The following is a 24,809-nucleotide window of genomic DNA, read 5'->3' on the forward strand; positions in this document are numbered from 1 at the left end:
GTCATCCGGATTGATAGGAGGTCAGCGGTGCTCAAGGATCCAAGAATAGCCAAGTTCCGGAAAATGCTGGCCGAGGCGCCGAACTACGAGGTATGGAAAGCGGCAGCCCTGGAACTGGACTTTCTGGAAGGCAACGCCGAGTGGAAAGAGGATTTCGCCTCCGATCTCTATCATTACGAAGTCATCTACGACCGGCTGAGCAACCTCAAGCAGTATCGCCAGCAGAATGATGTAGAACGGCTCAAGCGCGCTCTGCGCGAAGGGTTGCATCACGATCTGGGCAACATGGGCAATCCGGCGCTTTATACGCGATCGCGCGTTGGCACCAAGCATCTGATCGAGGAATACATTACGCAGGTTTGTGAATCGCTGGATTATCTTTGTGATCAACCGGTGCCCGGCTTTCCCGTTGTCGACAAACTCCAGTTCTTCCGGGACACCCTCACAAGCTATGGCCGCCCAGCACTATTGCTCAGTGGCGGCGCGACTCTGGGCGTGTTCCACTTCGGCGTGATCAAGGCTCTCTGGGAAAAGGGGCTTTTGCCCCAGGTGATAGCCGGCTCCAGTATCGGTGCCATCATCGCGGGTATTCTTGGTGTGCACACGGATGCCGAAATCCCGGAAATGCTGGTACCGGAGAACCATAACCTGAAAGCCTGGAAGTGGCGGGGTCTGCTCAGCGCGGTGCGTGGAGACGGGCTCATGGATCAGGAAGAGCTTCGCAACTGCCTGCGTGGCAATATCGGTGAATACACCTTTGAAGAGGCCTACCAGCGTACCGGGCGCTCCATTAATGTGAGTGTCTCACCGGTACAGGCGCACCAGAAGGCCCGCTTGCTCTGCGGATACACCTCGCCTTATCTGATGGTCTGGAGTGCAGTGTTGGCCAGTGCCGCAGTGCCGGGTATATTCCCGCCGGTTACCCTGATGAAAAAAGACATTCAGGGCAATGCGTTACCGTATATGCCGCGTCTCAAGTTCGTGGATGGCTCGGTTGTAAGCGATCTGCCCATTGAGCGTCTGGTGCACCTGTATGATGTGAATTACACCATCGTCAGCCAGACCAATCCCCATGTGGTGCCGTTCCTGAGCCAGCGTGGGCGGGATGAAAAACTGTCCCTCGGAAATCTGCCCATGCATCTGTTGAAATCCGAGATCCAGTTTCATGGCCAGGGCGTGTTCGATTACCTGCGAAAACGGGTCAGGCCGGAACTTCTGCGCCAGATGTCCGGTCAGCTGTACACCATTATGGCTCAGCGGTACTCCGGAGACGTCACGATTGCCCCTTCGTATTCGTTCAAAGACTACAGCGGGATGCTGGCGAATCCCGATCCGGCCTACGTGCGGCAGATGATTCTGGCCGGCGAACGGGCCACATGGCCGAAAATCTCCATGATCCGCTCCCACGCCCGCATCTCGAAAACCCTTGAGCGTTGTGTGCGACGGCTCAAGCAACAGAACCGGCGCACTGCCGAGCTCAGACTGATCAGCAACGCGGATTCCGGTACGTCCTGATATGTATTACGACTTTTTCGGCTTTCGCGAACCGCCATTTTCCATTGCTCCGGATCCTCGTTATCTGTACCTCAGCGACCGCCACAAGGAAGCGCTGGCGCACCTGATGTATGGGGTCCAGGGGCAGGGCGGTTTCATCGTGATCACCGGTGAAGTTGGAACCGGGAAAACAACGGTTTCCCGCTGCTTTATCGAAAATGTTCCCGATAATGTCGATATCGCGCTGATCCTGAACCCGAGGCTCTCTGCGCGGGAATTGTTGTCGTCCATCTGCGATGAGCTGGAAATCCCCCACGAGATTAGTGCAACCATCAAGGAACTGGTGGACCTGATTAACCAGGACTTGCTCAAGGCCCATGCGGCAGGGCGCCACAAGGTTCTGATGATCGATGAGGCCCAGAACCTTTCGGCCGAGGTACTGGAACAGCTCCGCCTTCTGACCAATCTTGAGACGGCAGAAAAGAAGCTGCTTCAGATTGTCTTGCTCGGCCAGCCCGAATTGCAGGAGATGCTGGCCCTTCCGGAGTTGAGGCAGCTTAACCAGCGGGTTACCGCTCGCTACCACCTGGATGCTATTAGTCGCGCAGAGCTGCCGGCTTATCTTCGTTACCGACTCAGCGTGGCCGGCATGCGGGGCGACATTTTCTCTGAGCGTGCAGTAAATCGCCTCTATCGGGAAAGTCAGGGCATCCCCCGACTGATCAACCTGATCAGCGACCGGGCATTACTGGGCGCTTATGCCGAGGGAGAGCATGAGATCACGCCCGATCATATCCGCCATGCAGCAAAGGAAGTACGCGGACAGTCCATCGGCCCCTTGCCCTCACGCCAGTCGCCGGACAGATCTCAGTACCTGATCGTTGCAGCTTCGATTCTGGTGGCCATAATTGGCACTGCCTGGCTGTTCGAGCGGTGGTCCACCGACGGTGCGGTTTCTAACGGCCAGTCATCGGCAGAACCCCTGAAGGGTGCGGTTGAACGGGTGGATGAGCCGAAACCCGAGCAAGTGGCGGACGCGCCAGAAACCTTGCCGGAAGAGCCGTCAGGGCCCGGTGAACTGGCGGTACCGGATCAGCTTCTGGATTCCGTCTCGGCCTTCCAGTTGCTTTTCGGGATCTGGGGGCGCAACTATCAACCTGCGGATGCTCCCGTGGCCTGTGACTGGGCCAGAGAGAATGGGCTGGGGTGCCTGAATCGCCAGGGCAGCCGCCGAAGCCTGGAGTTTCTTGATCGTCCTGCGATGCTTCAGCTCCAGGATGAGGCCGGTAACACTGGGTTTGTCGTCCTCCGCCATCTGAACGGCGATACGGCAGAGGTTGCCACACCGTCTGGCAATCAGACCGTGTCTTTTGCCAGTATCGAGCGGCACTGGTTCGGTGAATATCGCGTACTCTGGCGCTTGCCGGAATACCTGACAGGGGACGGCTTCTACAGCAATGGTGGCGGCGAACAACTCTGGATTGGCGCACGAATGATGGACCTGGCGGATCGGCACAGTAAATCCCGTGCCGAGAGTGACCGCGTTAAACGTATGAACGAAGAAGAGCAGGTTCGCTGGTATCAGGCATTGCGGGGCCTCACTGTCGATGGCATTGCCGGTGCCATGACTATCATTCAGATCAACAATGATCTGGAAGCCTCCATCCCTCGTCTCAAGCCCCTGCAGTCGGAAGGTCGAGAGTAATCATGTCTTACATTCTTGACGCATTGCGAAAATCCGAAACCGAGCGGCGGCAGGGTCGCGTTCCGGACCTCGGCCAGCAGGTGCAGCTTATTCATCGGCCAAACAAGAAGCGGGTGTCACCGGCTCTCTGGGTGTCGCTGGCGCTGATGCTGAACGCCGGAGTCCTGGCCTTTGTTTTCTGGCCGGGAACGCCGCTGCCCTGGGTTTCCGAATTCCAATCCGAGCCGCCAGCGGCATCTGACAGAGCTCCGGTTCCTGAACCTGCGCCGGTAACGCCTGCAACCGAATCAGAACCGGTATTGGAAGATCCCGTCGCGGAGACGGGGGCCATCCCGGAGCCAGATCCTGCTGAGGCAACTCCGCCGCCGACAGCGACGGAACCCCCTGTCGCAGAGAGCAGGGAGCGGGCGACCGTCATCGTTCCCTCATCAGCAATATCCGAAACCGCGGCACCGATGGTGGAGCCCGAGCAGGCAGGCAGAGTGCCTCATCTGGTAGAGTTGCCGCTTTCATTCCAGAAGAGCGTTCCCGATTTGACCTTTAACAGCCATATCTACTCCTCATCCCCTGCATCGCGCAGGGTCATGATCAACGACACCTATCTGCGAGTGGGTGATGTGTTCGAAGGTCTGCGGGTAGACGACATAACCGAAGAGGGCGTGGTGCTGAGTCGTGACGGCCGACGTTTCCGGGTTGGTGTTGTTCGGGACTGGGTGAGCCCCCGCTGATGGCACTGACCGACGAGATCAAGCAATCGATCCAGCAAGGGTATCGGGATGTGCTGGCCGGCAAGGACATCCGGGCACGCTATGGGCAACGCCTGATGATTGCCGAAATTGCCAGGTACATGGGCGACATTACAGAGAATGATGGTCAGAGAACCTCCCCGGCCTCGGCCTGTGTTGTGGAGGCCGGCACCGGTACGGGCAAGACCCTGGCCTACCTGATCGCCGCCATTCCGGTGGCAAAAGCCCTGGGCAAAACCCTGGTGATATCCACCGCGACCGTAGCCCTTCAGGACCAGATTGTGCTCAAGGACCTTCCGGACCTGAAGAAGCATAGCAAGATGGACTTCAACTGGACGCTCGCCAAAGGCCGCGGCCGGTACCTGTGCATGTCGCGACTTGAAGCCCGCCTGCACGATGAGGGTAATACCGACAGCGACACCATGCCCCTATTCCTGTTGGATGGCCCGAAGAATGAAGAACCCGGCACCCGGGCATTCTTTGAAGAGATGCTGGCCAGCTACGGCTCAAGGGAATGGGACGGTGATCGTGACCATTGGCCGGAGCAGATCCCTGACGATGTCTGGCGACAGGTAACTACTGATCATCGCCAATGCACCAACCGCCACTGCAGCTATTTCGACAGTTGTGCATTTTTCGATGCCCGTAAAGACCTCGATGATGCCGATATTGTGGTTGCCAACCACGATCTGGTGCTGGCCGACCTTGCCCTGGGCGGCGGTGCCATCCTGCCGGAGCCGGAGAACGCCCTCTATATTTTCGACGAGGCTCATCACCTTCCGGACAAGGCCCTGAATCACTTTGCCGCGTCGCTGCCACTCAATGCTACCCGGCAATGGCTGAAGCAGCTCTCCCAGGCGCTTGTTAAAATGCAGCCTTATCTGGCAGCCGGCACCCAGGCCGCCAAGTCCCTGGATCGCATCAGTTCTGCGTCGAGAGAGGTAGACCTGGTCCTCAACCGGGTTTACGAAGAAGCCGAGCAGAATACCGGCTGGGAGTTCAACGAAGAGCGCCGGACGGCGCAGTGGCGTTATCCGGAAGGTGAGTTGCCGGAGGCCGTGGCTGAGCTTGCAGCCGAAAGCCGGATTGCTACCGCTAACGTGGTCCGGCAACTGGGCGTTCTGGCGGACGAGTTGCAGGGCGCCTTTGATGAGCGCAAGGAGCATGAGATCGACCGGGAAACCGCCGAAGCCTGGTATCCGGTGATTGGTTCGTTTCACGCCCGTGCAGAAGACCAGTTGAGGCTGTGGACAGCCTGGTGCGACCAGGGCAATGCGAAGCCCGTCGGTGAGGCAGAAGCTGACACCGAAGCCACTGAGGAGTCTGATGCCAGGCCAAAGACACAGAAAAGCCCGCCACCAGCCCGCTGGGCAGTACGGCAGCGCTGGGATCACGCCGAAGACATCACCCTGTACAGTTCACCGGTATTGGCAGACAACCTGTTGTACTCCAGGCTCTGGTCCCGAGCCTACGGCGCAGTTCTTACCAGTGCCACCCTGACTGCACTTGGTCGATTCGATCGCCTTAACGCGCGGGCTGGATTGCCCCAGGGCAGCCGCTTCCTCGTGGTTCCCAGTTCTTTCCGTTACGGCGAAATGGCGACGGTGGAGGTGCCTGCGATGTCCACCATGCCAACCGATGACGGGTTCGCTGATGAGCTGGTTAAACGACTGCCTGACCTGTGGGCTGGCGAGAAAGCAACCTTGGTATTGTTCACGTCCCGTCGTCAGATGCAGCAGGTACGGGACGCACTGGCACCGGAATATCCGGATCTGATTATCACCCAGGACGATATGGCCAAGGGCGAAGTGCTGAGGCAGCATTGCAGCAGGGTGGATGAAGGCCGGCCGAGTGTTCTTTTCGGCGTTGCCAGCTTTGCCGAGGGCATCGACCTTCCAGGCAAGTACCTGCATCACGTTGTGATTACCCGTCTGCCGTTTTCAGTGCCGGACGATCCCATTGAGGCGAGCCTGGCCGAGTGGGTGACCCAGCGAGGCGGCAATCCGTTTATGGAAATCACCGTTCCGGACGCATCCATCAAACTCGTCCAGGCGGTCGGTCGGCTGCTGCGGACCGAGCAGGACACCGGAAGAGTGACCATCCTGGATCGCCGTATCATTGCTCGCAGGTATGGTCAGTTGTTGCTGGATGCGTTGCCGCCGTTCCGCCGGATTATCGAACACTGAATCCCACCAGAACCGTTCAGCCATAAAAAAAGAGCCAGCCCTTTGGGGGTTGGCTCTCATCAAGGGGTTCTTTCGAACCCGGGCGTCGAAACAACGCGGAACAAGAAATCTGAAGGCCTGAAGTTTCAGAATTCCTGGTGAGGTTTCCCTCACCGTTGAAAATATAATAGGGGATTAGAGGGCGTAGCCGGATCGTCCAAAGGGCGTAGCGGGCTCAAGTTGTTGGTGCAAAGCGTGATGTGTGTCACGTTTCCGGGCTCGAAATCAGCTTTGCAGCAACCCCAGTTCCCGGGCCCTGGCCAGAGCCTCGGTTCTGCGGCCCACGCCGAGTTTTCCATAAAGGTTGCGAATGTGGGCCTTCACCGTAGCCGGGGCGACGTCCATCTTTGCGGCAATTTCCTTGTTGGCATGGCCCGCATGGATCAGCGCAAGCACTTCAAGTTCTCGCTGGCTGAGAGGTTCAGGCAGTGTTTCGGCGTTGAGTGTCGTACGACCACGCTCACCAGAAATGGCACTGGCTTTTGTTTCAGAATGGCCTTCGACAGACAGACGTTGATCGAGAAGCATTTTCCTGACGCTGGCGTTCCAGCTTCCAGGTTCATCCAGTGCTGGCAAACCAAGGAGCAGGGCACGCAGATCCGGGCTTTCCTCCGCAAAGAGCCTCAAGAATCCGGCCTCGCTGGCCAGTTCTATCGCGCGGGTCAGCATTTGCTCCGATTCATCGGTCCGTTCCTGCTTCGCCAGGGCCTCGCCATAGACCAACAGAATTTCCACCAGGTGTCTGTTGTGGGCGTTGCGTTCAGCCGGTTGCAAAAGAGCGCTGAGTATTTCCTGGGCCCGCTCGGGCTGATCCAGTGCCACCAGCACTCGCGCCTCGCTAATACGGCTTTGTTCAAGATGAAGCGGATTGGTGAACTCGGTGTCGGCTCGGGAATCCAGGCAGGCCCGGGCTTTTTCCGGATGGCCTGAAGCCAGGTAGCAGCGTGCCAGAAGGGCAGTGCTTGCGGGTGGCTCGAACACGATTTGCTCTCGCCGCTTGCGGGCGGTCTGGGATGCGTCTTCGAGCGCGTCAATCGCGTCCTGCAGCCTACCCTCGCTGTAAGCCAGGTGACCACGCACGTACTGAATGATCACGTGCTGGCCCGGTTCGGTGCCCCGTTCAACATGTTCGAGCAACGGTTTCAGGTGCGTGGCTGCCAGCTGGGGGTGATTTCGTTCGCGATGAATCTCACAGAGTGTACTGTTCTGCCAGCATGAGATGAGTCTTGGCTGGGTTGGGTCCGCATAGTGTTTGTCCACCCATTGCCTTATCTCGGTGCAGGTTTCCAAAGCCAGATCGATATCGCCGCGATTGTACTGAATCCACGCCAGCAGGCCGCCACTCGAAAGAACCGTGCTGGGTTTATGTTCGACCTGTCCGTAACGGACTGCCGACTGGAGCGCGTCTTCGGCTTCGGTGAGTTCACCCTTGCCGTAGTAATCCAGGCCCAGACCGTAATAGGTCACCGACTTTAACGGGATGCGAGTGTGATCAATCTCCCTGAGCACCTGTCTTGTGAGATCTGCGGCGCTCTTGTCGTCACTCCGGGTGCGAGCCAGATAAGAGCGCATCAGCGAGATCTCACTTTGCAGGCCGAGGGCCCCTTCTGCATCCGGATGGGAGTCCGCCACCTGTCGGTCCAGAAGATCCTCCAGGCCGGACAGCAGCGGCTCCAGACTATCCATGCGGTTGGCAAAGAACAGCCCCCAGATCCGGAGCATCTGGAGTTGCGGATTGTCGATGACAAGATCCTGTGGCAGGGCATCAATCCAGTCCAGCACGGGAAGGTGATAACCGCCATGGATCAGGTTGTTGCCGTGTTCGGCGAGCACCTGGGCAAGCCGGGACCAGTCCTCCTGTCGGACGATCTGGGCAATGGCTTCCTGCACGTGGCCATGAGCCAATAACCAGTCCACCGTGCGGTGCCAGAGTCGCGAGGCCGAGTCGGGATCTGAGTGCCTTATTCTGAGTTGCAACGCATCCCGAAACAGGTCGTGATAGCGGAACCACTCGTTCCGGGTATCCAGGGGTATCAGGAACAGGTTCTGGCTGAGAAGTTTTTCTAGCAGCTCCTGGCTGTTATCGGACCCACGGATCGAATCACAGAGGGACGCAGACAGTCGGGGACAACAGGCCGTTTCAAGCAGAAAGTCCGAAAGCTCCCGGGGTTGCTGCTCAAGTACTTCGCTCAGCACATAATCGCTGATGTGGCGCTCATCCAGATTTATCTGGTTTCCACTACTGCTTGCGTCCTTTCCGGATAATGCGGACAGCTGCATGGCAGCGACCCAGCCTTCGGTTTTGCGGTAAATCGCGTGAACATCCTCGTCGGCGATATCAAGGCCCATGGTGTCGTGAAAGAACTGACGGCATTCGTCTTCAGAAAAGGCCAGCAGGCCAGGGTGGATATCCTGAATCCACCGACGGACGCGCCAGCGGGCCAGGGGCAGTGGCGGTTCGGTTCTGGACGCCAGGGTTACCAGAACGCTCGGCGGCAGATAGTCAATGAAATAGGCGAATTGCTTGTGGATGGCCGGGTTGCCAATAAAATGGAAATCGTCCAGCGCCAGCAACCACGGGCTGCCATCATGAGCCAGCGTGTTGATCAGGCCGGTAATGGCTTCGGTAAACGTGTCATCTGATTGGTGAGTCAGTTGTTTGCGTAAATCGGACGCGCCGGTCAGGCCGGCTTGTTCAAAAGCACCTATCAGGTACTGCCAGAATCGCCGAGGCTCATCATCGTGTTCATCCAGAGAGAGCCAGGCGGTGGGGGAGGAAACCCTTGAACACCATTGCGCTACCAGAGTGGTCTTGCCAAACCCGGCCGGCGCAATCACCAGATTCAGTCTTTTCGGAGCCCGGGACTCAAGCAAGGCACTCAGCCGCTCACGTTTAACCGCGCGCGAGTCTGACGTTGGCCGAAGAAACTTTGTGGTGAGCAGCATGGGTTCCCTGAGAGCTGGAGTGTTGATGTGCCCAGACAGGGCATTACGGATTGTGTCCTTTGTATTGGCCAAGTCAAGGGTTGGAGGGGCTTTTCATAGCCTCAGGGTTTTATCAGGGGCTGCGCAAATGCGATTTTGGTCTAAACTGTGTAAAAGCAGTTGCCTATATTAAAAAAGAATGAAAATCTGTATTTTTATGCGTATTCTTCAACAAGGTCCTTCGATCTCCAGGGAGCAGCAGATTCAATGAAACTACAACAGTTGCGCTATATCTGGGAAGTTGCGCATCACGACCTGAATGTCTCAGCAACCGCCCAGAGTCTGTTCACGTCCCAGCCCGGTATCTCCAAGCAGATCCGCCTGCTGGAGGATGAGCTGGGGCTTGAAGTGTTTGCCCGCAGCGGCAAGCATCTCACCAGAATCACACCGGGCGGCGAGATCATTATTCGCGAGGCCGGCGAAATCCTGCGGCGGGTTGAGGGCATCAAGAAGATTGCCCAGGAATTCAGTAACCAGCGAAAAGGTGATCTCAGCATCGCCACAACGCATACCCAGGCCCGTTATGCACTGCCCCCGATTATCAGTGGCTTTATTGAGGAGTACCCGGACGTTTCCCTGCATATGCATCAGGGCACGCCAATGCAGATCTCCGAAATGGCAGCCAGTGGGGCGGTAGATTTCGCCATTGCTACCGAGGGCATGGAGCTGTTTAACGACCTGATCATGATGCCATGCTACAAATGGAACCGGAGCGTCATCGTGCCGAAGGATCATCCACTGGCGAAACTGCCGGAACTGACGCTACCTGAGCTGGCGGAATACCCGCTCGTGACTTATGTGTTCGGCTTTACGGGGCGCTCGAAACTGGATGAGGCGTTCCAGTCCCAGGGACTGACACCGAAAGTGGTATTTACTGCAGCGGATGCAGACGTAATCAAAACATACGTAAGGTTGGGGCTTGGTGTCGGAATTGTCGCGAGCATGGCTTTCGATCCCAAAATGGACACCGACCTGGTTGCGCTCGACGCTCGCAAACTTTTCCGTCCCAGCGTCACACGACTCGGGTTCCGAAAGGGGACCTTCCTGCGGGGCTATATGTATGACTTCATTCACCGTTTCGCTCCCCATCTCACCAAAGAAAAGGTGGACGAGGCTGTGTCCCACCAGGGCAGCCGTTCTGAAATCGAAGAACTGTTCAAGGATGTCGAGCTGCCCACTCACTAAAAGTTGAATGGGCAAGAGGCGCCCGGGTTATTCCCGGGCGATCAGGTTGCCGGCATGGAGGCCGCATTCTTTCTGGGTGGCTTCTTCCCACCACCAGCGGCCTTCACGCTCATGTTGACCGGGCAGGACAGGACGGGTGCAGGGCTGGCAGCCGATGCTGACAAAGCCTTTCTCATGCAGTTCGTTGTAGGGCGCCTCGGACATACGGATGTAATCCCACACCTCTTTTGAAGTCCAGTTTGCAAGCGGGTTGAACTTTACCAGTGTTTTTTCATTGGTCGAGAAGGCGGTGTCCTCCTGGATAACCGGGACGTCATTGCGAGTTCCGGGGCTCTGGTCTTTCCGCTGCCCGGTAATCCACGCGTCCACGGTCGCCAGCTTGCGGCGCAGGGGATTGACCTTGCGAATGCCGCAACACTCACCGTGCCCATCTTCATAGAAGCTGAACAGGCCCTTTTTGTTCACCAGATCCTGAACTTCGTGAGCATCCGGAAACAGAACTTCGATCTCGATGCCGTAATGCTTGCGAGCCCGCTCTACAAAATCGTAGGTTTCTGGATGCAGACGGCCTGTATCCAGAGTGAAGACCTTCAGGTTGTCGGTCAGCTTGTACGCCATTTCAATCAACACGACATCTTCGGCGCCACTGAAGGAGATGGCGATGTTATCGTATTGCTGCAGCGCGGCTTTGAGAATCGAACGGGGGCTCTGGCCTTCGAGCTCTTCCCGCAGGGTTTGAATATCGTTCATGGCCCGGCATTGCCTTCTATGGATGTGCAAGGGTGTCTAACTGACCGAAAAGGCTACCATTAAATGCCTCATACCCTGAAGGAATGACGATCTATATGGTTATTCCGCGTTTAAAAGCGCGGGTTTACACTTCCACGATGCAATCCTGGCCGGTTTTTCTTATCATACGCTCCGAATATAGGCAGGCGGATTGACCGTCCTGGCCATTTACCAATCAAAGCAGGAGATCGTTGTGGAACTGGCATGCCTTGACCTTGAAGGAGTATTGATCCCGGAAATCTGGATCGCGTTCGCCGAAAAGACCGGCATTGAAGAGCTCAAGGCGACCACCCGCGATATTCCGGATTATGACGTCCTGATGAAGCAGCGCCTCAAGCTGTTGGACCAGCACGGCTATGGCCTTCCGCAAATCCAGGAAGTGATCGGCGAGCTGGACCCGCTGCCCGGTGCCCGGGAGTTTCTGGATTGGCTGCGTGAGCGTTTTCAGGTCGTGATTCTGTCCGACACCTTCTACGAATTCGCCATGCCCCTGATGAAGAAGCTGGGTTATCCGGCACTGCTTTGTCACAAGCTGGAAGTGGCAGACGACGGCCAGATCACCAACTACCTGCTGCGCCAGCGCGATCCCAAGCGCCAGTCGGTGAGGGCATTCCAGTTGCTGAATTACCGCGTGATTGCTGCCGGTGATTCATACAACGACACCACTATGCTGGGGCAGGCCGAAGCCGGTATTCTTTTCCACGCCCCGCAGAATGTAATCGACGAGTTCCCGCAGTTCCCTGCGGTGCATAACTTCGATGACCTGAGGCAAGAGTTCCTCAAGGCGAGTGCTATTCACAACGCCTGAGGCAAAAGCTGAAAATGGGGTCAGAAGAAAGCTTTCTTCTGACCCCTTGTCTACGCTTTCTCAATAACCAACTCTTCCAGAAACCCCATTAAAGACCCGACTTTTGCGAGCGTCTCCTGATACTCGGCTTCGGGATCTGAATCCGCAACAATACCGCCACCACCCCAGCACCGAATGGTGCCCTCGCCATCACACAGCATCGTTCGAATCGCAATATTGCTGTCCAGTGTGCCATCCAGTCCACGATAGAAAATCGAGCCGCAGTAGGGGCCACGCCAGTGGGGCTCAAGCTCCCGGATGATTTCCATTGCTCGGATCTTGGGCGCACCCGTAATGGAACCACCCGGGAATGCGTCAAACAGGGCCTTCATCGGCGTAACACCGTCGGCAAGTTCCGCGCGAATGTGGCTGACGAGGTGATGAACGTTCTTGTAGGACTCAAGAGCAAAGAGTTTGTCGACTTTCACGCTACCGGGTTTCGCGTTCAGGCCCAGATCATTGCGGAGAAGATCGACGATCATAAGGTTCTCGGCAAGGTCCTTTTCGGAGCCTTCCAGTTCAGAGGCATAGGCCAGATCGGTTTCCGGTGTTCTGCCTCTCGGCCTCGTGCCCTTGATGGGGCTGGTGGTTACGGTCCGATCGTGTATCTCGAGAAAACGTTCGGGGGAGACCGAGATAATCGATGCTTCGCCTGATCGGATAAAACCGCTGTAGGGAGTGGGGTTAGCGTCCGAAAGCGCCTGGAATGCTCGCCAGGGATCCCCTACGAAACGGCCTGCGAATTCCTGGGACAGATTCGTCTGATAGCAATCACCGGCTTCGATGTATTGGCGGACCCTTTCGACGCTAGTCCTGAAAGCAACCGGTGTTTGCCTGGACTGAAATCCGCAAACCATAGACCATCCAGTGGTGGCGGGTTCGTCCGTGGCCAGCCACTGGTCCAGTAAATCACGCGTCCCATCAGGGCAATCCGGATGAATCCAAAGCCAATATTGATCTGTTTTGCGATTGTGACTGGCAGTCCAAAGATAGAATCCTGCAGACATTAGGGGAACATCCAGAGATGGGCAGAGCTCTCTGAGACGGTTTTCCCTGACATACCCGAGCTCATAGCCCAGGAATCCAATCCACCCTCCGGACAGGCATTCCGGATTGGGTTCCTGTTTGATCTGGAACTGTCGGACGAGGCTTTCCATGCTCTGCGCAAGCTGATCGGAGCAGAAATCTGCAAGAACAGGGTGTTGGAGTACTTCGGTGGCAAGAGCTCGGGCAGAAAATCCGCTGAAAACTCCCCGGGCCGGGCCGTTTCCGACACTTCCGATATAGGCGAAATCCGCTTCCCGGCAGGCATGGCTTAGCAGGCGATGGTAGCGCTCCTGATTGAGTTCAAGCTTGGTTGCCGGGTTCAAGGTCTCTCCGGATTCTTCGAGAAATGATAAACAGCACACAAAACGGGCGTTGTCGCGTTTGCTGAGCCGCTGCTCTAATGAGGGGCTGTTTCAGTTGGGCGCCAATTTGGGGCGCTGGTCAATATTCTAACTGAGTTTGGCGACCATTCTTAATACAAAAAAATCAGAAGTTTGCTGTTATGAGTTGATGGCGAACGTTGAATGAGACGGGAGAAAGCTAATGAAAAATACTTCGAAGGCAGTGCAGGCCACAATGTTTCTGATCTTTCTGATTCTGCCTTTGGGAGAGTTGTATGCGCAGAGCGGAGGTGCCACTGAGGATGAGGTCAAGCAGATGGTGCAGACACAGTTCGAGCGAATGTATCAAAAAGGTGTCGAGAACCTCTCAGACCGAATCGTAGTGTCCGGTGGCGTAAAGCCGTTCGCTGTGGTTACAGATACCGGCGACAAGACCAAGGCGATCCGTATCAAGCAAGCCGAAGAGATGCCTGCCGATGTTGCTCTTGAAGTGCTGCGTCGTTCTCTAATCGCCCTGGTGAAAAAAGGAAAGATTGGTGCAACAGCCATTTTCTACACGGCTGACAATCCGAATAAAGAGGCTAACGCCGAGAAGGTTCTTGTCGTTGAAATGGAACATATTTTTGGGCCGACGCTGGCGCAGCTCGTGCCGTTCACAATCAAGGACGGTAAAGCACGTTTTGGTGACCAAGTTGTCGTTGACATGGAGAAGCAGATTTTCAATATCAAGGTTGATGAAGAGGCAGCGGAATAACGATTGGGTGTCGGACAATCTAATTATTGGTTACTGTGAAGGTGTTCACGGAACATTTTGTTACCTCTGACGTACTCTGTAGCCGTGCAGATACAAAAGTAAACCAAACAGTCTGCATACATGGAAATAAAAACAATTTGTTCCGTAAAGGAGAACGTTATGAAAGGCCTGAAGAAACTCGCACTGGCAACTGCCGTTGCTGCAGCTCCGTTTGCAGCTAACGCTGACCTTAAGGCACTGGATGACAGTGCAATGGGCAACGTGACCGGTCAGTCCGGTGTATCCATCGAACTGGAAACAGAAGTCAGCATAGGCGAGTTCCGCTATACCGACGAAGGTTACCTCTCAGTCAATGACATCTACATTGGCGGTGGTTCTGTTGAGCGAGATGGTAGCGGGGCTGTAACCGGTGTCGATGGCATGTTGGACGATCTGTTGATCGACATTGATGTGGAAGCAGATGGTGATGCGGTCATCGACGTTCACAGTGTCAGCGCAAACCCGATTACAGGTGAGCCCAACAAGAACCCGATCGACTTCGCCGTGGCTGTTGGCTCTGCGAGCCTGAATGCGACTGACAACAGTGGCGATTCTACTCTGTTGGCCAGCAACATCGGCATCGAGGGTAACCTTGGTAAGCTGAACATTCGTGTAGACACCGCCACTGACAACCTGATCATGAACGTTGGCTTCAACGTGACTGATATGGATATGGACATCGATTTCCTCGGTGTGAATGTTCGTGATCTCACAGTATTCGGTGCGACTGCGTTTGAGTCGATGGAGGCCGGTTTCGATCCGAACGATCCTACCACCTGGACCAATGCAGTTGGTGGTGATGCCGCGGCAGCTTTGTTTGCCGGAGCGCAAATCACTGTTGGAAAGGGTGTTTCCGGCAACACTGGCGGCGATGCTTTGGAAATCACTATTCCTCAGTTCGTAGCTGATATCGGTGTTGGCGCTGTTGAGATCGGCGGCGAGTCCATCGGTTCCTTCCGCATGGATAACCTGGCTGTAACCAACACCAGTATGAAGGTATATGGTCACCAGTAAGTTGGCCTGAAACCTTGTGTTAGGTGTTATAACGCCCCGCTATGCGGGGCGTTTTTTTCGCCAGAAGAAAACTCAAGCCAACCAAAAAACGGCAACCATTCCAGGCTGCCGTTTCCAAATCGAATCAACTAGTTCCGCCTTACTGATCCGGCACCGCAATAGAAAGATCAAACCCACCACCAGGCCTCGGCGTCAAAGTAATCGGTCCTTCATTAATTGCCTGTGGGATCTGTATCTGATCAATCCCCGGCGGATTGCCGATGCTGAAATTCAGGTTCTGCCCGTCAAACCCTATACCCAGTTGATCATTAAGAAAGGTTTGCGTAAAAGGCTCTTCCGGAATCTGTGCCTGCTGCCCGAAGATGATTGGTGGAATCGTTGGGGTAAACTCTGCTGGCGGCTGCGCCCGGGCGATTTCTTCCTGGGGCAGCAGCAGGGCGCGCCGGAGGAATTCATCTTCTGCGTTTTCCAGAGCATCGGTCTTGCCCTCATCAACGTATCGTTGCAACGCTTCCCGGTAAGCTTCCTCTTCAGCTTCGGTCAGTACCGGTTCGCCGGGCGATATGGTGAGGGAGCGCAGGATACGTTGGCGGTCGGCTTCGGACTTCTTCCGTTCTTTGGGTACAACGATTACGGCGGAATCTTTCACGTAGGTTTCCACCATCTCGTCCGAGGTCATGGTTTGAACGCCACCGAAGGCAGGTAGAGCAACAACCAGGCCGCTGATGGCGGTGGTGAGCAGGTGTCGGCGTTTCATAATCTGGCCTCTTTTGTTTAAAAAATACGCTCCCTTGGACGAGTATTCGGTTTGTCAGACAGGAATTCAAGCCAGATGATCCGGGATTGTGATCAGAATCTTTGATTTTTCGGTACTGTTACTAATCAACGCAAAATCGTGGTCGAATACCATGAACTTTTTGGGCATCGCAGGGCCTCAGTTTTACTATGAAAAATCCGTTCAGAAATCGCTTTCGTCGCTGGATTAACCGACGGATTCCTCGGTCCGATGTCCAGAGCTTCAGTCAGAAGAACATATTCATCCTGCCTACCGGTGCGGGGCTCGTGTTCGGGATGTTGCTCGTCATCATGCTTCTCACCGGCATCAATTATCAGAACAGCCTGATTTATCTGAGTACCTTTCTGCTTGGGGCGGTCTTTGTTGGCGCGATGCATCAAACCCATCGAAATCTGTCCGGCCTGGAGCTCACGCTGGTTCAGCCGGGAGAGGGCTTTGCCGGTGATGATATTCCGTTTCGATTCCGCCTGAAGGCAGGGCGAGATGACGCCATTGCCATCCTGCTTTCCTGCGAAGAGTCCGGCTTGGCCCCGGTTCACGTCCACTCGGGTCGTTCCCAGGATGTCACGCTTCCGGTTCATTCCGCTCATCGGGGGTATTTGCGGCCCGATCGGGTACGGATTGAAACGCGTTTTCCGTTCGGCCTCCTCAAGGCTTGGTCGTGGGTTCGGCCGGTGTCCGCCGGTGTGGTATTTCCAAGGCCGGTTCCAGCACCTGAGGCGTTCAGCACGGTAGAGGATGGTGAAGAGTCAGCAGAAGCACGATCCGTTGAAGGTAACGATCATGCCGATATCCGACCCTGGCGCGAAGGTGATCTCAGCCAGCGGGTACTCTGGAAACGATTCGCTCGAACCGGGCAAATGGTGGTGGCAGACTGGGAGGGTGAGCAGGGCAGTCCCTACTGGCTGGATTTCAATGCCTACCCCGGCGCAGACCATGAGTTACGGTTGAGTTACCTGGCCTTTCTGGTAAACGAGCGGGGCAAATGCGGTGTGCGCTTCGGGTTGAATCTTCCCGGGCAGATTATCGAGCCTGATTCGGGCCCGGCGCACGTAGCACGGTGCCTGCGCGTATTGGCAACCTGGGGTGAGGAGCGGCCCCGGGATGCCATGACCGAGCCCCATGGAACGCGCAGGAAGCCGATCGGAAACTCACCGCGGTATGCAGGGGAGGGGCAGGCTTGAGTTTCCTGGACAGCATTAGAGGCACCCAATCGGAAGAAGCGTCAGCGACCAATCTGCCTTCGAGAGCCCTGCTCTGGCTGATTGCCAGTTTTGCGTTGCTGCTGTCGCCACAGTGGGACCGGTTACCGCTCTGGCTGATTGCGGCCTGCGCAGTGTTGGCCGCCTGGCGCTGGTTGGCGCAATACGGAAGGGTAAGGCTCCCTGGCCGCCTGTTGCGCACGGGCATTATGCTGGTGCTGATCGGCGTCTATGTTGCAACGGTACAGGGTCGGTTCACGGTGGATACCGCCGCTTCGTTCTTTGTACTGGCGGTAGGTCTCAAGTGGCTGGAGACCCGTTCGGTCAGGGACTTCTACGTTCTTTTTTTCATTCTTGTCTATCTGGCCTCGGTAAATTTCCTGTTCCATCAGGAGATCCTATGGGCACTGGTCAACTTCACCGGTATAGCGCTGCTGCTGGTCGGGCTGCAAGTACTGAACGCACCGGAACTGCCCGGTGGTATGACTTCAGGCTGGCGCAGGCTGGGTGGAATGTTCCTCAAGACACTGCCAATCGTCGTTCTTTTATTCGTGTTTTTCCCGCGGATGTCGCCGCTGTGGAGTGTGCCGCTGGTGTCCGGTGAGGCCCGGACCGGGATCAGCGACACCATGAGGCCAGGGGATATTTCCAACCTTGCCCAGAGCAGTGAGAGGGCGTTCCGGGTAACCTTTGGCGGCGAGATGCCCGCCTACAGGGACAGATACTGGCGAGGGCTTATTCTCGACTACCTGGATGGAGAAACCTGGCGCCAGGGTCAACAAGAACCATTTCGGGCCCTGGGCCGCGTAGCGGTTGATGGTGGCATAGGAGAGCTTGAGCCAAACCAGTATGACGTGTTGTTGGAACCTACGGATCAGCGCTGGGCATTTGCCCTGGAAGGTTCCCTTGCGGTATCAGATAACGTGTTCGAAGACAGCGCGGATCTTTTCCGTTTCCGGCGGCCGGCTGACAGCCCGGTGCGTTACAGGCTGGCACTCGAGAGCGAGGCCTCTGTTGCCGAAACACAAAACGCAGTGGAACTGCGCCGCTATCTGCAACTGCCGCCGGAAGGCAACCCCAGAGCGCGCGACTTCGCAAGGGAACTTCGCCGCTCGATGGACGACGAACAGGTCGTTCGTACCCTGTTGCAGCGTTTTCGAGAACAGGAGTACTTTTACACTCTCAGACCCCCTGCCATGCCTGACGACGGCATCGATTCCCTGCTTTTCGACGAGAAGCGCGGTTTTTGCGCCCACTATGCTGGCGCAACCACCTTCGTGTTGCGCGCTGCCGGTATTCCCTCGCGCGTTGTCGTCGGCTACCAGGGGGGCGAAAACGGGGCGGGAGGCGATTACCTGATTGTGCGTCAGTATGATGCCCATGCCTGGGTTGAGGCCTACATTGACGGCCGCGGATGGGTGAGGATCGATCCGACGGCCGCCATTGCACCGGATAGGATTGAGTCAGGCCTGCGAGACGCGGTGGCAGAGGAGGGATCCTTCCTGGAAAACAACTGGACCTCGCCCCAGCGTTATGCGGATGTGGCCCTGGTGCAATGGGCGAGTCTTCAGCTGGATCGCATCAACTACCAGTGGCAGCGCTGGGTCGTCGGCTATCAGGGCCAGAGCCAGATGGATCTGATGTCCAGGTTGCCCGGTGGCTTCGGCATGCGCGAATTGGGTTACATGACGGCGGGTATCGTTGGTGCCGGATTGCTAATTGCTGGACTCATTTCCGCGTTGCAAACGCGCCGTGGAGAAAGGCGGGACGCGTTCCGGAGGGTGGTGGATACGTGGCACCGTCTGTGCGCGAGTGCAGGCGTGCCTGTCCGTCATGGTGAAACGCCGTCGGTTCTTGCATCAAGGCTGGCAAAAGCTGAACCGGCTGCAGGGGATTCTGCCAGGCTTTTTGCCCGGATGGTGAACAGCCATTACTATAGCGCTGGTAAAGACGACGAGGGCGTTGAGCAGTTGAAGCGAATGCGCCGCTTGCTTGCAACCATGAAGCGCCAACTGCGCAGATCCGGAACCCGCACAGGAAGGTCCAGTGACTGATATTGCCCAAGATATGCCCTGGCTGCGCCGTGCCTGGCAAACTGTTCAGAGCCGGGTCGCAGAAGACCGACTCCCACACGCTCTTATACTTGTTGGAGAGTGTGGTGTGGGTAAGCGGGCCTGGGCAGAGGCTGTCGGCGGGCTGCTGCTGTGCGATCAGCCATTGGGCCGGGAAGCGGGCCAGCCAATTGCCTGTGGCCGCTGTAAACAATGTGAACTTCTGGCAGCCGCCAGCCACCCGGATATCCGGATTTATGCGCCGGAAAAGTCCCGTATGGTCAAGGTGGATCAGGTCAGGGCTCTTTCGTCGTTTGCGGTGGCGTCTCCGCAGGTGGCCCACCATAAAGTGGCGATTATTGACCGGGCGGATCAGTTGAACATCAATGCGGCGAACGCGTTGCTCAAGACCCTTGAAGAGCCGCTGCCCGACGTGACCTTGATTCTGTTGCAGGAGAGCGGTCGTCCGGTGCTGCCTACCATCCGGTCCAGATGCCAGTCATTGACGGTTCCGGTGCCCGGTATCAGCGAAGCGAACCAGTGGCTCGCCAGTCGGGTAAAGAATCTTCCCGAAGAGGCACAACCGTCTGCAGATGTTCTGGCCAAAGCTTTGATGCTGGCGGGTAATGCACCCAGGTTGGCATTGGACTATGCAACAGGTGATTTCATCGGTTTGCGGGACACGGCCCTCGACCGCTTCAAGGATTTCATGAAGTCCAGGATTCCGGTCGGTGAGGCCGCCAGGGCGTTCAAATCCATGGGCCTGGAGGATACGCTTTGGTTGTTCGAAACCTGGGCGGCTGATCTGGCACGTTTGATAGTGGGAGGCAGTGCCCGGGACGCCGATGCCGCCGATATGCTCGGATTTCTGGCCAAAACGACGCCCGGCTGGCGGGCCCATGAGTTGCTCGATATGGTAAAGGAATCACGCGCAGCGGGTGTCTACAACGCCAGCCCCGAGCTGGAAGCCAGTCGTCTTCTGATCGCCTGGCAAAAGCTGATGCCGGTGAAACGCCCGGCGGCTTAGTGGATATCCCGGCAGAATTGCGTCTTTGGGGGCAACAACTGCTATGATTCCGGAATGAAAGGGATTTTCGGATCCCGATAACCGTTCAAAACGATCTAAGAGAAAGGTGTCAGTTATGGGGCCAGGTTTTGGTGCGCGCAGTGGCATACTCACCCTGACAATCAAGGATAAAGCAGTGCTCTACGCGGCATATATGCCTTATATCCGCCAGGGTGGACTGTTCATCCCGACCCAGAAACAGTATCAGCTGGGCGACGAAGTCTTCCTGCTTCTCAACCTGATGGACGAGCCTGAAAAAATTCCGGTCGCCGGCAAGGTAATCTGGATAACGCCCAAAGGTGCCCAGGGCAACCGCGCCGCGGGTATCGGTGTCCAGTTCAACGGTGATGATGAAACCGCCCGAACCAAGATTGAATCCTACCTGGCAGGCTCGCTGAGCTCCGATCGCCCCACCCATACAATGTGAAGGCGGAGCCTGGATGAGCGACATGTCGTTTCCCGCGGACACCCCCGGAAACCAGGTGAAGGACGGGAGCATTGAAAAACCCGCTCGGTCGTTCCGCGAGTCCGATTGGAAACTCCGGCACATCACCCTGGCCGGTCTTAGCTGGCCTGCCGCTGCTGATGCCCACGATAATACACCGATCATAATGCTGCATGGCTGGCTCGATAACAGCCTCACCTTTGTGAAGCTCGCACCGGAGCTGGCGCGACTCGGGCCCGTCTACGCGTTGGACTTTGCCGGGCATGGCCATTCCGGGCACCGCCCTGAGGGGCAGAGTTACCTCTTGATGGACTATGTGGCGGATCTGGCCGAACTGGTTGAACGTTATTTCCAGGAAACACCGGATGGCAGGATCAACCTGGTCGGGCACTCGCTTGGGGGTATTGTCGGAGCGCTCTACGCGGCCGCCTTTCCGGAGCGAATTCGAAACCTGGTGATGATCGACAGTCTGGGCGCATTGAGCCGTCCGGTTAAGGAAACCATTCCCCAGCTCCGAAAGGCTGTGAAAAAACGCATTGCCGGCTCCGGCCGCCAGGTTGTCTATCCGGATATCGCCACGGCCGCCAAAGCTCGGGAGGGCGGGCTGAGCCCGCTCAGCCCCGAGGCCGCGCTGACACTCATTCCGCGCAACATGAAACCCGAGGGAGAGGGCTACGTCTGGCAGACCGATCCAAGGTTACGGCACCCGTCTCCATTGATGATGACCGAAGAGCAGGTGCTGGCTTCGCTGTCTGCTATTGAAACCCGTGTGCTTTTTGTCAGAGCCGATGAAGGACTTCTTTCGTACAGAAAGGATCTGGATCAACGCGCTGACGCTATCGACAACCTCCAGATCGTAAACGTGCCGGGAGGTCACCATTGCCATCTGGATGGCGAGACCGGGCCGGCTGCAACAGCCATCAGACAATTCCTGGAAAATGAGTAATCGCTTGTTGAAAATACTGTTCACACGTTTCTTGGCTCCGATCCTCGGATTATTGGCACTGTCTTCCGGTGTGCAGTCTGCTCCGGAGGATATGCCCGAGGCCTATCAACAGTCGACGCTTGAAAATACGGTCTCGATTCAGTCGTCGGGACACCTGGTATTGTTCAGCCCCGTGCGGGAAGTCAATAACGAGATCCGCTCCGAGACCCTGGCCCGCTTGCCCGTGACCGGGGAAGGGCGCCTGTACCGGATTGCCCGAGACTCAAGTCGCGAGGAAGCGCGGGACCACTACCTGGGTCTGTTGCGCCAGAGAAACGCCCAGATTCTGTTTGAGTGCTCCAGTATCCGTTGTGGAAGAAGCAACGTCTGGGCAAACCAGATTTTCAATCAGGCTGTTCTGTATGGTCGCGATGCAACTCAGGATTATCTGGTGGCGGGCACCGTTGCCGAGGACGGCGCTCGTTGGCTTACCCTGATTTACACGGTGACTCGCGGCAACCTACGGGAGTACGTGTGGGTGGAGCACCTGCGGGTCGAATCCGGAGCGACGGTTCCCGGCTTTGGCACCATGGCCAACCGCGTTGAAGGGCCGATTATCGTTCCCTGGCAGGGCGGTGTAACCTACCGGTTCGACTGGCAAGCAACGGATCGTAGACGGGTGAATGATCTGGCCCGTGAAGAGGGAACGGTGGTTGCACTGGTGGGCTATTCTGTATTGGAAACTGATGAATCTTTCAGTGATGCGATGGAGCGTGCTCGCCAGGCTACCGAGTCGTTGTCGGAGGTTCTGTCCAAAACGGGTGTCTCCCGGGCTCAGCAGGAGATAATCGTTGTGGGGCCGGCAGGTGTCTTCACTGATCCAGACCGGCAGGGCGACCGGGTAGAAGTGGTAGTGATCTCGAGGCAATGATTATGGGCACATCAAAGGATGACGATAAGGATCCAAAGGACAAGCCCTCAGAGAAAGATCCGCAGGACAACGTCTCGAAGGTAATGAGTAGCTCGGATGTTTCCGCTACCCGTGCTCCGGCAAACCCGGAAAAAGTGGATAACCGGAACAAACCACGCAAGACTGTTGCTCTGGCTCTTGGTAGCGGTGGCGCCCGGGGCTATGCCCACATTGGCGCCATCGAAATCCTGGTAGAGCGCGGCTACGACATTGTCGCAATCTCTGGCTGTTCCATGGGAGCGTTGATTGGCGGCATGTTCGGCGCCGGCAAGATGCAAGACTACAAGGACTGGGTTACGGGTCTTGGCCAGTTTGATGTCCTGAAGCTGCTGGATGTCACCTTCAACTCGGTTGGGGCCATTCGCGGAGAAAAGATCTTTTCTGTCGTCCGGGAAATGCTTGGGGACACCCGGATTGAGGATCTGCCCATTTCCTTTACCGCCGTAGCTACGGATCTGCTTGCCCACAAGGAAATCTGGTTCCAGGAAGGTCCGTTGGATCAGGCCATACGCGCCTCTGTGGCGATTCCCAGCGTTGTCACGCCCCTGGTCCTCAATGGCCGGGTTCTGGTCGACGGAGCCTTGCTTAATCCGCTACCGATCATTCCGACCATCTCCTCCCACGCTGATATGATTGTGGCGGTCAACCTGAGTGGTGAGGATGACCGCAGACGCCGGATTCCGGATGCGGCATTTTCTCCTGTGGAGCATGAAAACAAGGACATGGACGAATGGGTGGACACGATTCGTGAAAAAGCATCGCGCTGGTTTGACTGGGATGCCCTGAAATCCCTGACTGCCCGGAAGCCGGACAACGGTGACAGCCCGGAAGAAAAGATCAGCCGGGCAGTGCACAAGAAAGAGCATCAAAAGCAGACGGAGAAGAAGCCGGCTGACAAGAAGAGCCAGGAAGAGCACGAAACCATCGACTGGGACAAGCTCGGGATCGGCAAATTCGATGTGATGAACCTCACCATCGAGACCATGCAGAGTGCGCTTGTGCAGTACAAGATCGCGGGCTACCCGCCGGATTTGCTGGTGAATATCCCGAAGAATGCCTGTCGGAGCTACGATTATCACAAGGCCCCGGAATTGATTCAGCTGGGCCGTGAGCGGATGGCTGCTGCGCTGGATCGCTTTGAAGAAAGCCGGAACAGCTCCGGGCCTCTGGCTATCTGAACAATTTGTTGGCGGGGGCGGGCTGCAGTCGAGCGGGTAAACAGCGTATAATCCCGCGCTAACACGCTCTTGCACAGGATGTACGTTAGTGACCAGCCCTATTGACGACCTTCACAGCGTTCGGGATTACCTCCGCTACGCCTCCTCTCGGTTTGCTGCTTCGCCGCTGTTTTTCGGGCATGGCACGGACAATGTCTGGGATGAAGCCGTTCAGCTGGTTATGCGTAGCCTGCACCTTCCCCTTGAAAACAACACTCTGTTCCTGGATGCCCGTCTAACGCGGGAAGAGCGGGAGCTGGTACTGGAAAGAATCGCCCGGCGCGTGGATGAGCGCATACCTCTGGCGTATCTGCTCGGTGAAGCCTGGTTTATGGGCATGCCTTTTCATGTTGACGAACGGGTGTTGGTACCGCGTTCACCCATTGGTGAACTGATCGAGAACGGCTTTCAGCCGTGGCTCGGAGACAAGACGGTGGAACGCATCCTTGATCTTTGCACCGGGAGCGGGTGCATTGGCATTGGTGCGGCATCTGTTTTCGGCGAGGCGGAAGTCGATCTGTCGGACATTTCTCCGGATGCACTTGAAGTGGCTGAATCCAATATCGACCTGCACGGAGTCCGAGAGCGGGTCCGTACCGTACAATCCGATGTCTTTGACAATATTGAAGGTCGCTACGACGTGATCGTTAGCAACCCGCCCTATGTGGATGCAGACGATCTCTCCAGCATGCCGGATGAGTACCGCCACGAACCTGAGCTGGGCCTTGCCGCCGGTAAAGACGGGCTCGACATCGCTCACAGAATCATTGCCAAAGCGGCCGAACATCTTACTCCTGGTGGACTACTGGTCGTGGAAGTCGGTAACAGCTGGGTTGCAATGGATGAGGCGTATCCGGATCTGCCACTGACCTGGCTGGAGTTCGAGAATGGGGGCGATGGCGTCTTTCTGATCACCGAGCCGGACCTGCGTCAGTGGCAGGCTTCCAGTTAAACTGAATTCTCATA

Annotated in this window: 20 protein-coding genes; 16 read left to right on the plus strand and 4 right to left on the minus strand. The window is 56.6% G+C overall.

Annotation, left to right across the window (positions count from 1 at the left end):
• The first annotated feature begins 27 nt into the window (after nucleotides 1-27).
• From J3362_RS05800 to dinG, 4 genes are read left to right on the plus strand one after another with little or no spacing between them, the layout of a single operon-like run.
• Nucleotides 28-1,515 (plus strand): DUF3336 domain-containing protein, encoded by a 1,488-nt coding sequence (locus J3362_RS05800; RefSeq protein ID WP_349518555.1) that lies wholly within the window; start codon nucleotides 28-30, stop codon nucleotides 1,513-1,515.
• 1 nt (nucleotide 1,516) lies between these two features.
• A complete protein-coding gene (locus tag J3362_RS05805; protein ID WP_349518557.1) occupies nucleotides 1,517-3,199 on the plus strand; it encodes an ExeA family protein in 1,683 nt (560 codons plus the stop codon).
• 2 nt (nucleotides 3,200-3,201) lie between these two features.
• On the plus strand, nucleotides 3,202-3,927 hold the full coding sequence (locus J3362_RS05810; RefSeq protein ID WP_349518558.1) for a general secretion pathway protein GspB: 726 nt from the start codon (nucleotides 3,202-3,204) through the stop codon (nucleotides 3,925-3,927).
• Nucleotides 3,927-6,131 carry an ATP-dependent DNA helicase DinG gene (gene dinG / locus J3362_RS05815; RefSeq protein ID WP_349518559.1) on the plus strand — a complete coding sequence of 735 codons (2,205 nt, stop codon included), beginning with the start codon at nucleotides 3,927-3,929 and terminating at the stop codon, nucleotides 6,129-6,131. The genes J3362_RS05810 and dinG overlap by 1 nt, the downstream gene beginning before the upstream one ends.
• Nucleotides 6,132-6,395: 264 nt before the next feature.
• Here the strand turns inward: dinG and J3362_RS05820 are convergent, their stop codons facing one another.
• Complete coding sequence (locus J3362_RS05820; protein WP_349518560.1) at nucleotides 6,396-9,116, minus strand: winged helix-turn-helix domain-containing protein; 2,721 nt, start codon at nucleotides 9,114-9,116, stop codon at nucleotides 6,396-6,398.
• Nucleotides 9,117-9,362: 246 nt separating this feature from the next.
• On the opposite strand from J3362_RS05820, the gene cysB reads away from it, so the two are divergent.
• Entirely contained in the window at nucleotides 9,363-10,340 is a 978-nt protein-coding gene (gene cysB / locus J3362_RS05825; protein WP_349518562.1) for an HTH-type transcriptional regulator CysB, read from the plus strand.
• 27 nt (nucleotides 10,341-10,367) lie between these two features.
• Here cysB and J3362_RS05830 read toward each other — a convergent pair whose 3' ends face one another.
• Nucleotides 10,368-11,090 (minus strand): phosphoadenylyl-sulfate reductase, encoded by a 723-nt coding sequence (locus J3362_RS05830; protein ID WP_349518563.1) that lies wholly within the window; start codon nucleotides 11,088-11,090, stop codon nucleotides 10,368-10,370.
• A 232-nt stretch (nucleotides 11,091-11,322) separates the two neighbouring features.
• Here J3362_RS05830 and thrH point away from each other — a divergent pair, with 232 nt between their 5' ends.
• A complete protein-coding gene (gene thrH / locus J3362_RS05835) occupies nucleotides 11,323-11,937 on the plus strand; it encodes a bifunctional phosphoserine phosphatase/homoserine phosphotransferase ThrH (RefSeq protein ID WP_088828271.1) in 615 nt (204 codons plus the stop codon).
• A gap of 50 nt (nucleotides 11,938-11,987) precedes the next feature.
• Here the strand turns inward: thrH and pabB are convergent, their stop codons facing one another.
• Complete coding sequence (gene pabB / locus J3362_RS05840) at nucleotides 11,988-13,346, minus strand: aminodeoxychorismate synthase component I (RefSeq protein ID WP_349518564.1); 1,359 nt, start codon at nucleotides 13,344-13,346, stop codon at nucleotides 11,988-11,990.
• A 220-nt stretch (nucleotides 13,347-13,566) separates the two neighbouring features.
• Between pabB and J3362_RS05845 the strand changes: the two genes are divergently transcribed.
• Nucleotides 13,567-14,118, plus strand: coding sequence for a hypothetical protein (locus tag J3362_RS05845; protein WP_349518565.1), 552 nt, complete (start codon nucleotides 13,567-13,569; stop codon nucleotides 14,116-14,118).
• Nucleotides 14,119-14,277: 159 nt separating this feature from the next.
• Entirely contained in the window at nucleotides 14,278-15,171 is an 894-nt protein-coding gene (locus J3362_RS05850; RefSeq protein ID WP_349518566.1) for a DUF6160 family protein, read from the plus strand.
• A 139-nt stretch (nucleotides 15,172-15,310) separates the two neighbouring features.
• On the opposite strand, the gene J3362_RS05855 is transcribed toward J3362_RS05850, so the two are convergent.
• Complete coding sequence (locus J3362_RS05855; RefSeq protein WP_349518567.1) at nucleotides 15,311-15,928, minus strand: hypothetical protein; 618 nt, start codon at nucleotides 15,926-15,928, stop codon at nucleotides 15,311-15,313.
• A gap of 188 nt (nucleotides 15,929-16,116) precedes the next feature.
• Here J3362_RS05855 and J3362_RS05860 point away from each other — a divergent pair, with 188 nt between their 5' ends.
• From J3362_RS05860 to prmB, 8 genes are all read left to right on the plus strand, one after another.
• A complete protein-coding gene (locus J3362_RS05860; RefSeq protein WP_349518568.1) occupies nucleotides 16,117-17,151 on the plus strand; it encodes a DUF58 domain-containing protein in 1,035 nt (344 codons plus the stop codon).
• A gap of 5 nt (nucleotides 17,152-17,156) precedes the next feature.
• Nucleotides 17,157-19,223: a transglutaminase TgpA family protein gene (locus J3362_RS05865; RefSeq protein WP_349519255.1), complete on the plus strand. Its 2,067-nt coding sequence runs from the start codon at nucleotides 17,157-17,159 to the stop codon at nucleotides 19,221-19,223.
• Nucleotides 19,216-20,247 carry a DNA polymerase III delta subunit-related protein gene (locus J3362_RS05870; RefSeq protein WP_349518570.1) on the plus strand — a complete coding sequence of 344 codons (1,032 nt, stop codon included), beginning with the start codon at nucleotides 19,216-19,218 and terminating at the stop codon, nucleotides 20,245-20,247. Before J3362_RS05865 ends, J3362_RS05870 begins: the two co-directional genes overlap by 8 nt.
• Nucleotides 20,248-20,362: 115 nt before the next feature.
• Nucleotides 20,363-20,713: a PilZ domain-containing protein gene (locus tag J3362_RS05875; protein WP_008171779.1), complete on the plus strand. Its 351-nt coding sequence runs from the start codon at nucleotides 20,363-20,365 to the stop codon at nucleotides 20,711-20,713.
• 13 nt (nucleotides 20,714-20,726) lie between these two features.
• Complete coding sequence (locus J3362_RS05880) at nucleotides 20,727-21,677, plus strand: alpha/beta fold hydrolase (RefSeq protein ID WP_349518571.1); 951 nt, start codon at nucleotides 20,727-20,729, stop codon at nucleotides 21,675-21,677.
• The gene (locus J3362_RS05885; RefSeq protein ID WP_502882408.1) at nucleotides 21,670-22,587 is read left to right on the plus strand and encodes a DUF4892 domain-containing protein; all 918 of its coding nucleotides are present in this window, start codon (nucleotides 21,670-21,672) and stop codon (nucleotides 22,585-22,587) included. Before J3362_RS05880 ends, J3362_RS05885 begins: the two co-directional genes overlap by 8 nt.
• Nucleotides 22,588-22,589: 2 nt before the next feature.
• Nucleotides 22,590-23,804 (plus strand): patatin-like phospholipase family protein, encoded by a 1,215-nt coding sequence (locus tag J3362_RS05890; protein WP_349518574.1) that lies wholly within the window; start codon nucleotides 22,590-22,592, stop codon nucleotides 23,802-23,804.
• Nucleotides 23,805-23,892: 88 nt separating this feature from the next.
• Nucleotides 23,893-24,795 carry a 50S ribosomal protein L3 N(5)-glutamine methyltransferase gene (gene prmB, locus J3362_RS05895; RefSeq protein WP_349518575.1) on the plus strand — a complete coding sequence of 301 codons (903 nt, stop codon included), beginning with the start codon at nucleotides 23,893-23,895 and terminating at the stop codon, nucleotides 24,793-24,795.
• Nucleotides 24,796-24,809 lie beyond the last annotated feature (14 nt).

The sequence above is a fragment of the Marinobacter sp. NFXS11 genome (assembly GCF_040148675.1).
GTDB lineage: Bacteria > Pseudomonadota > Gammaproteobacteria > Pseudomonadales > Oleiphilaceae > Marinobacter.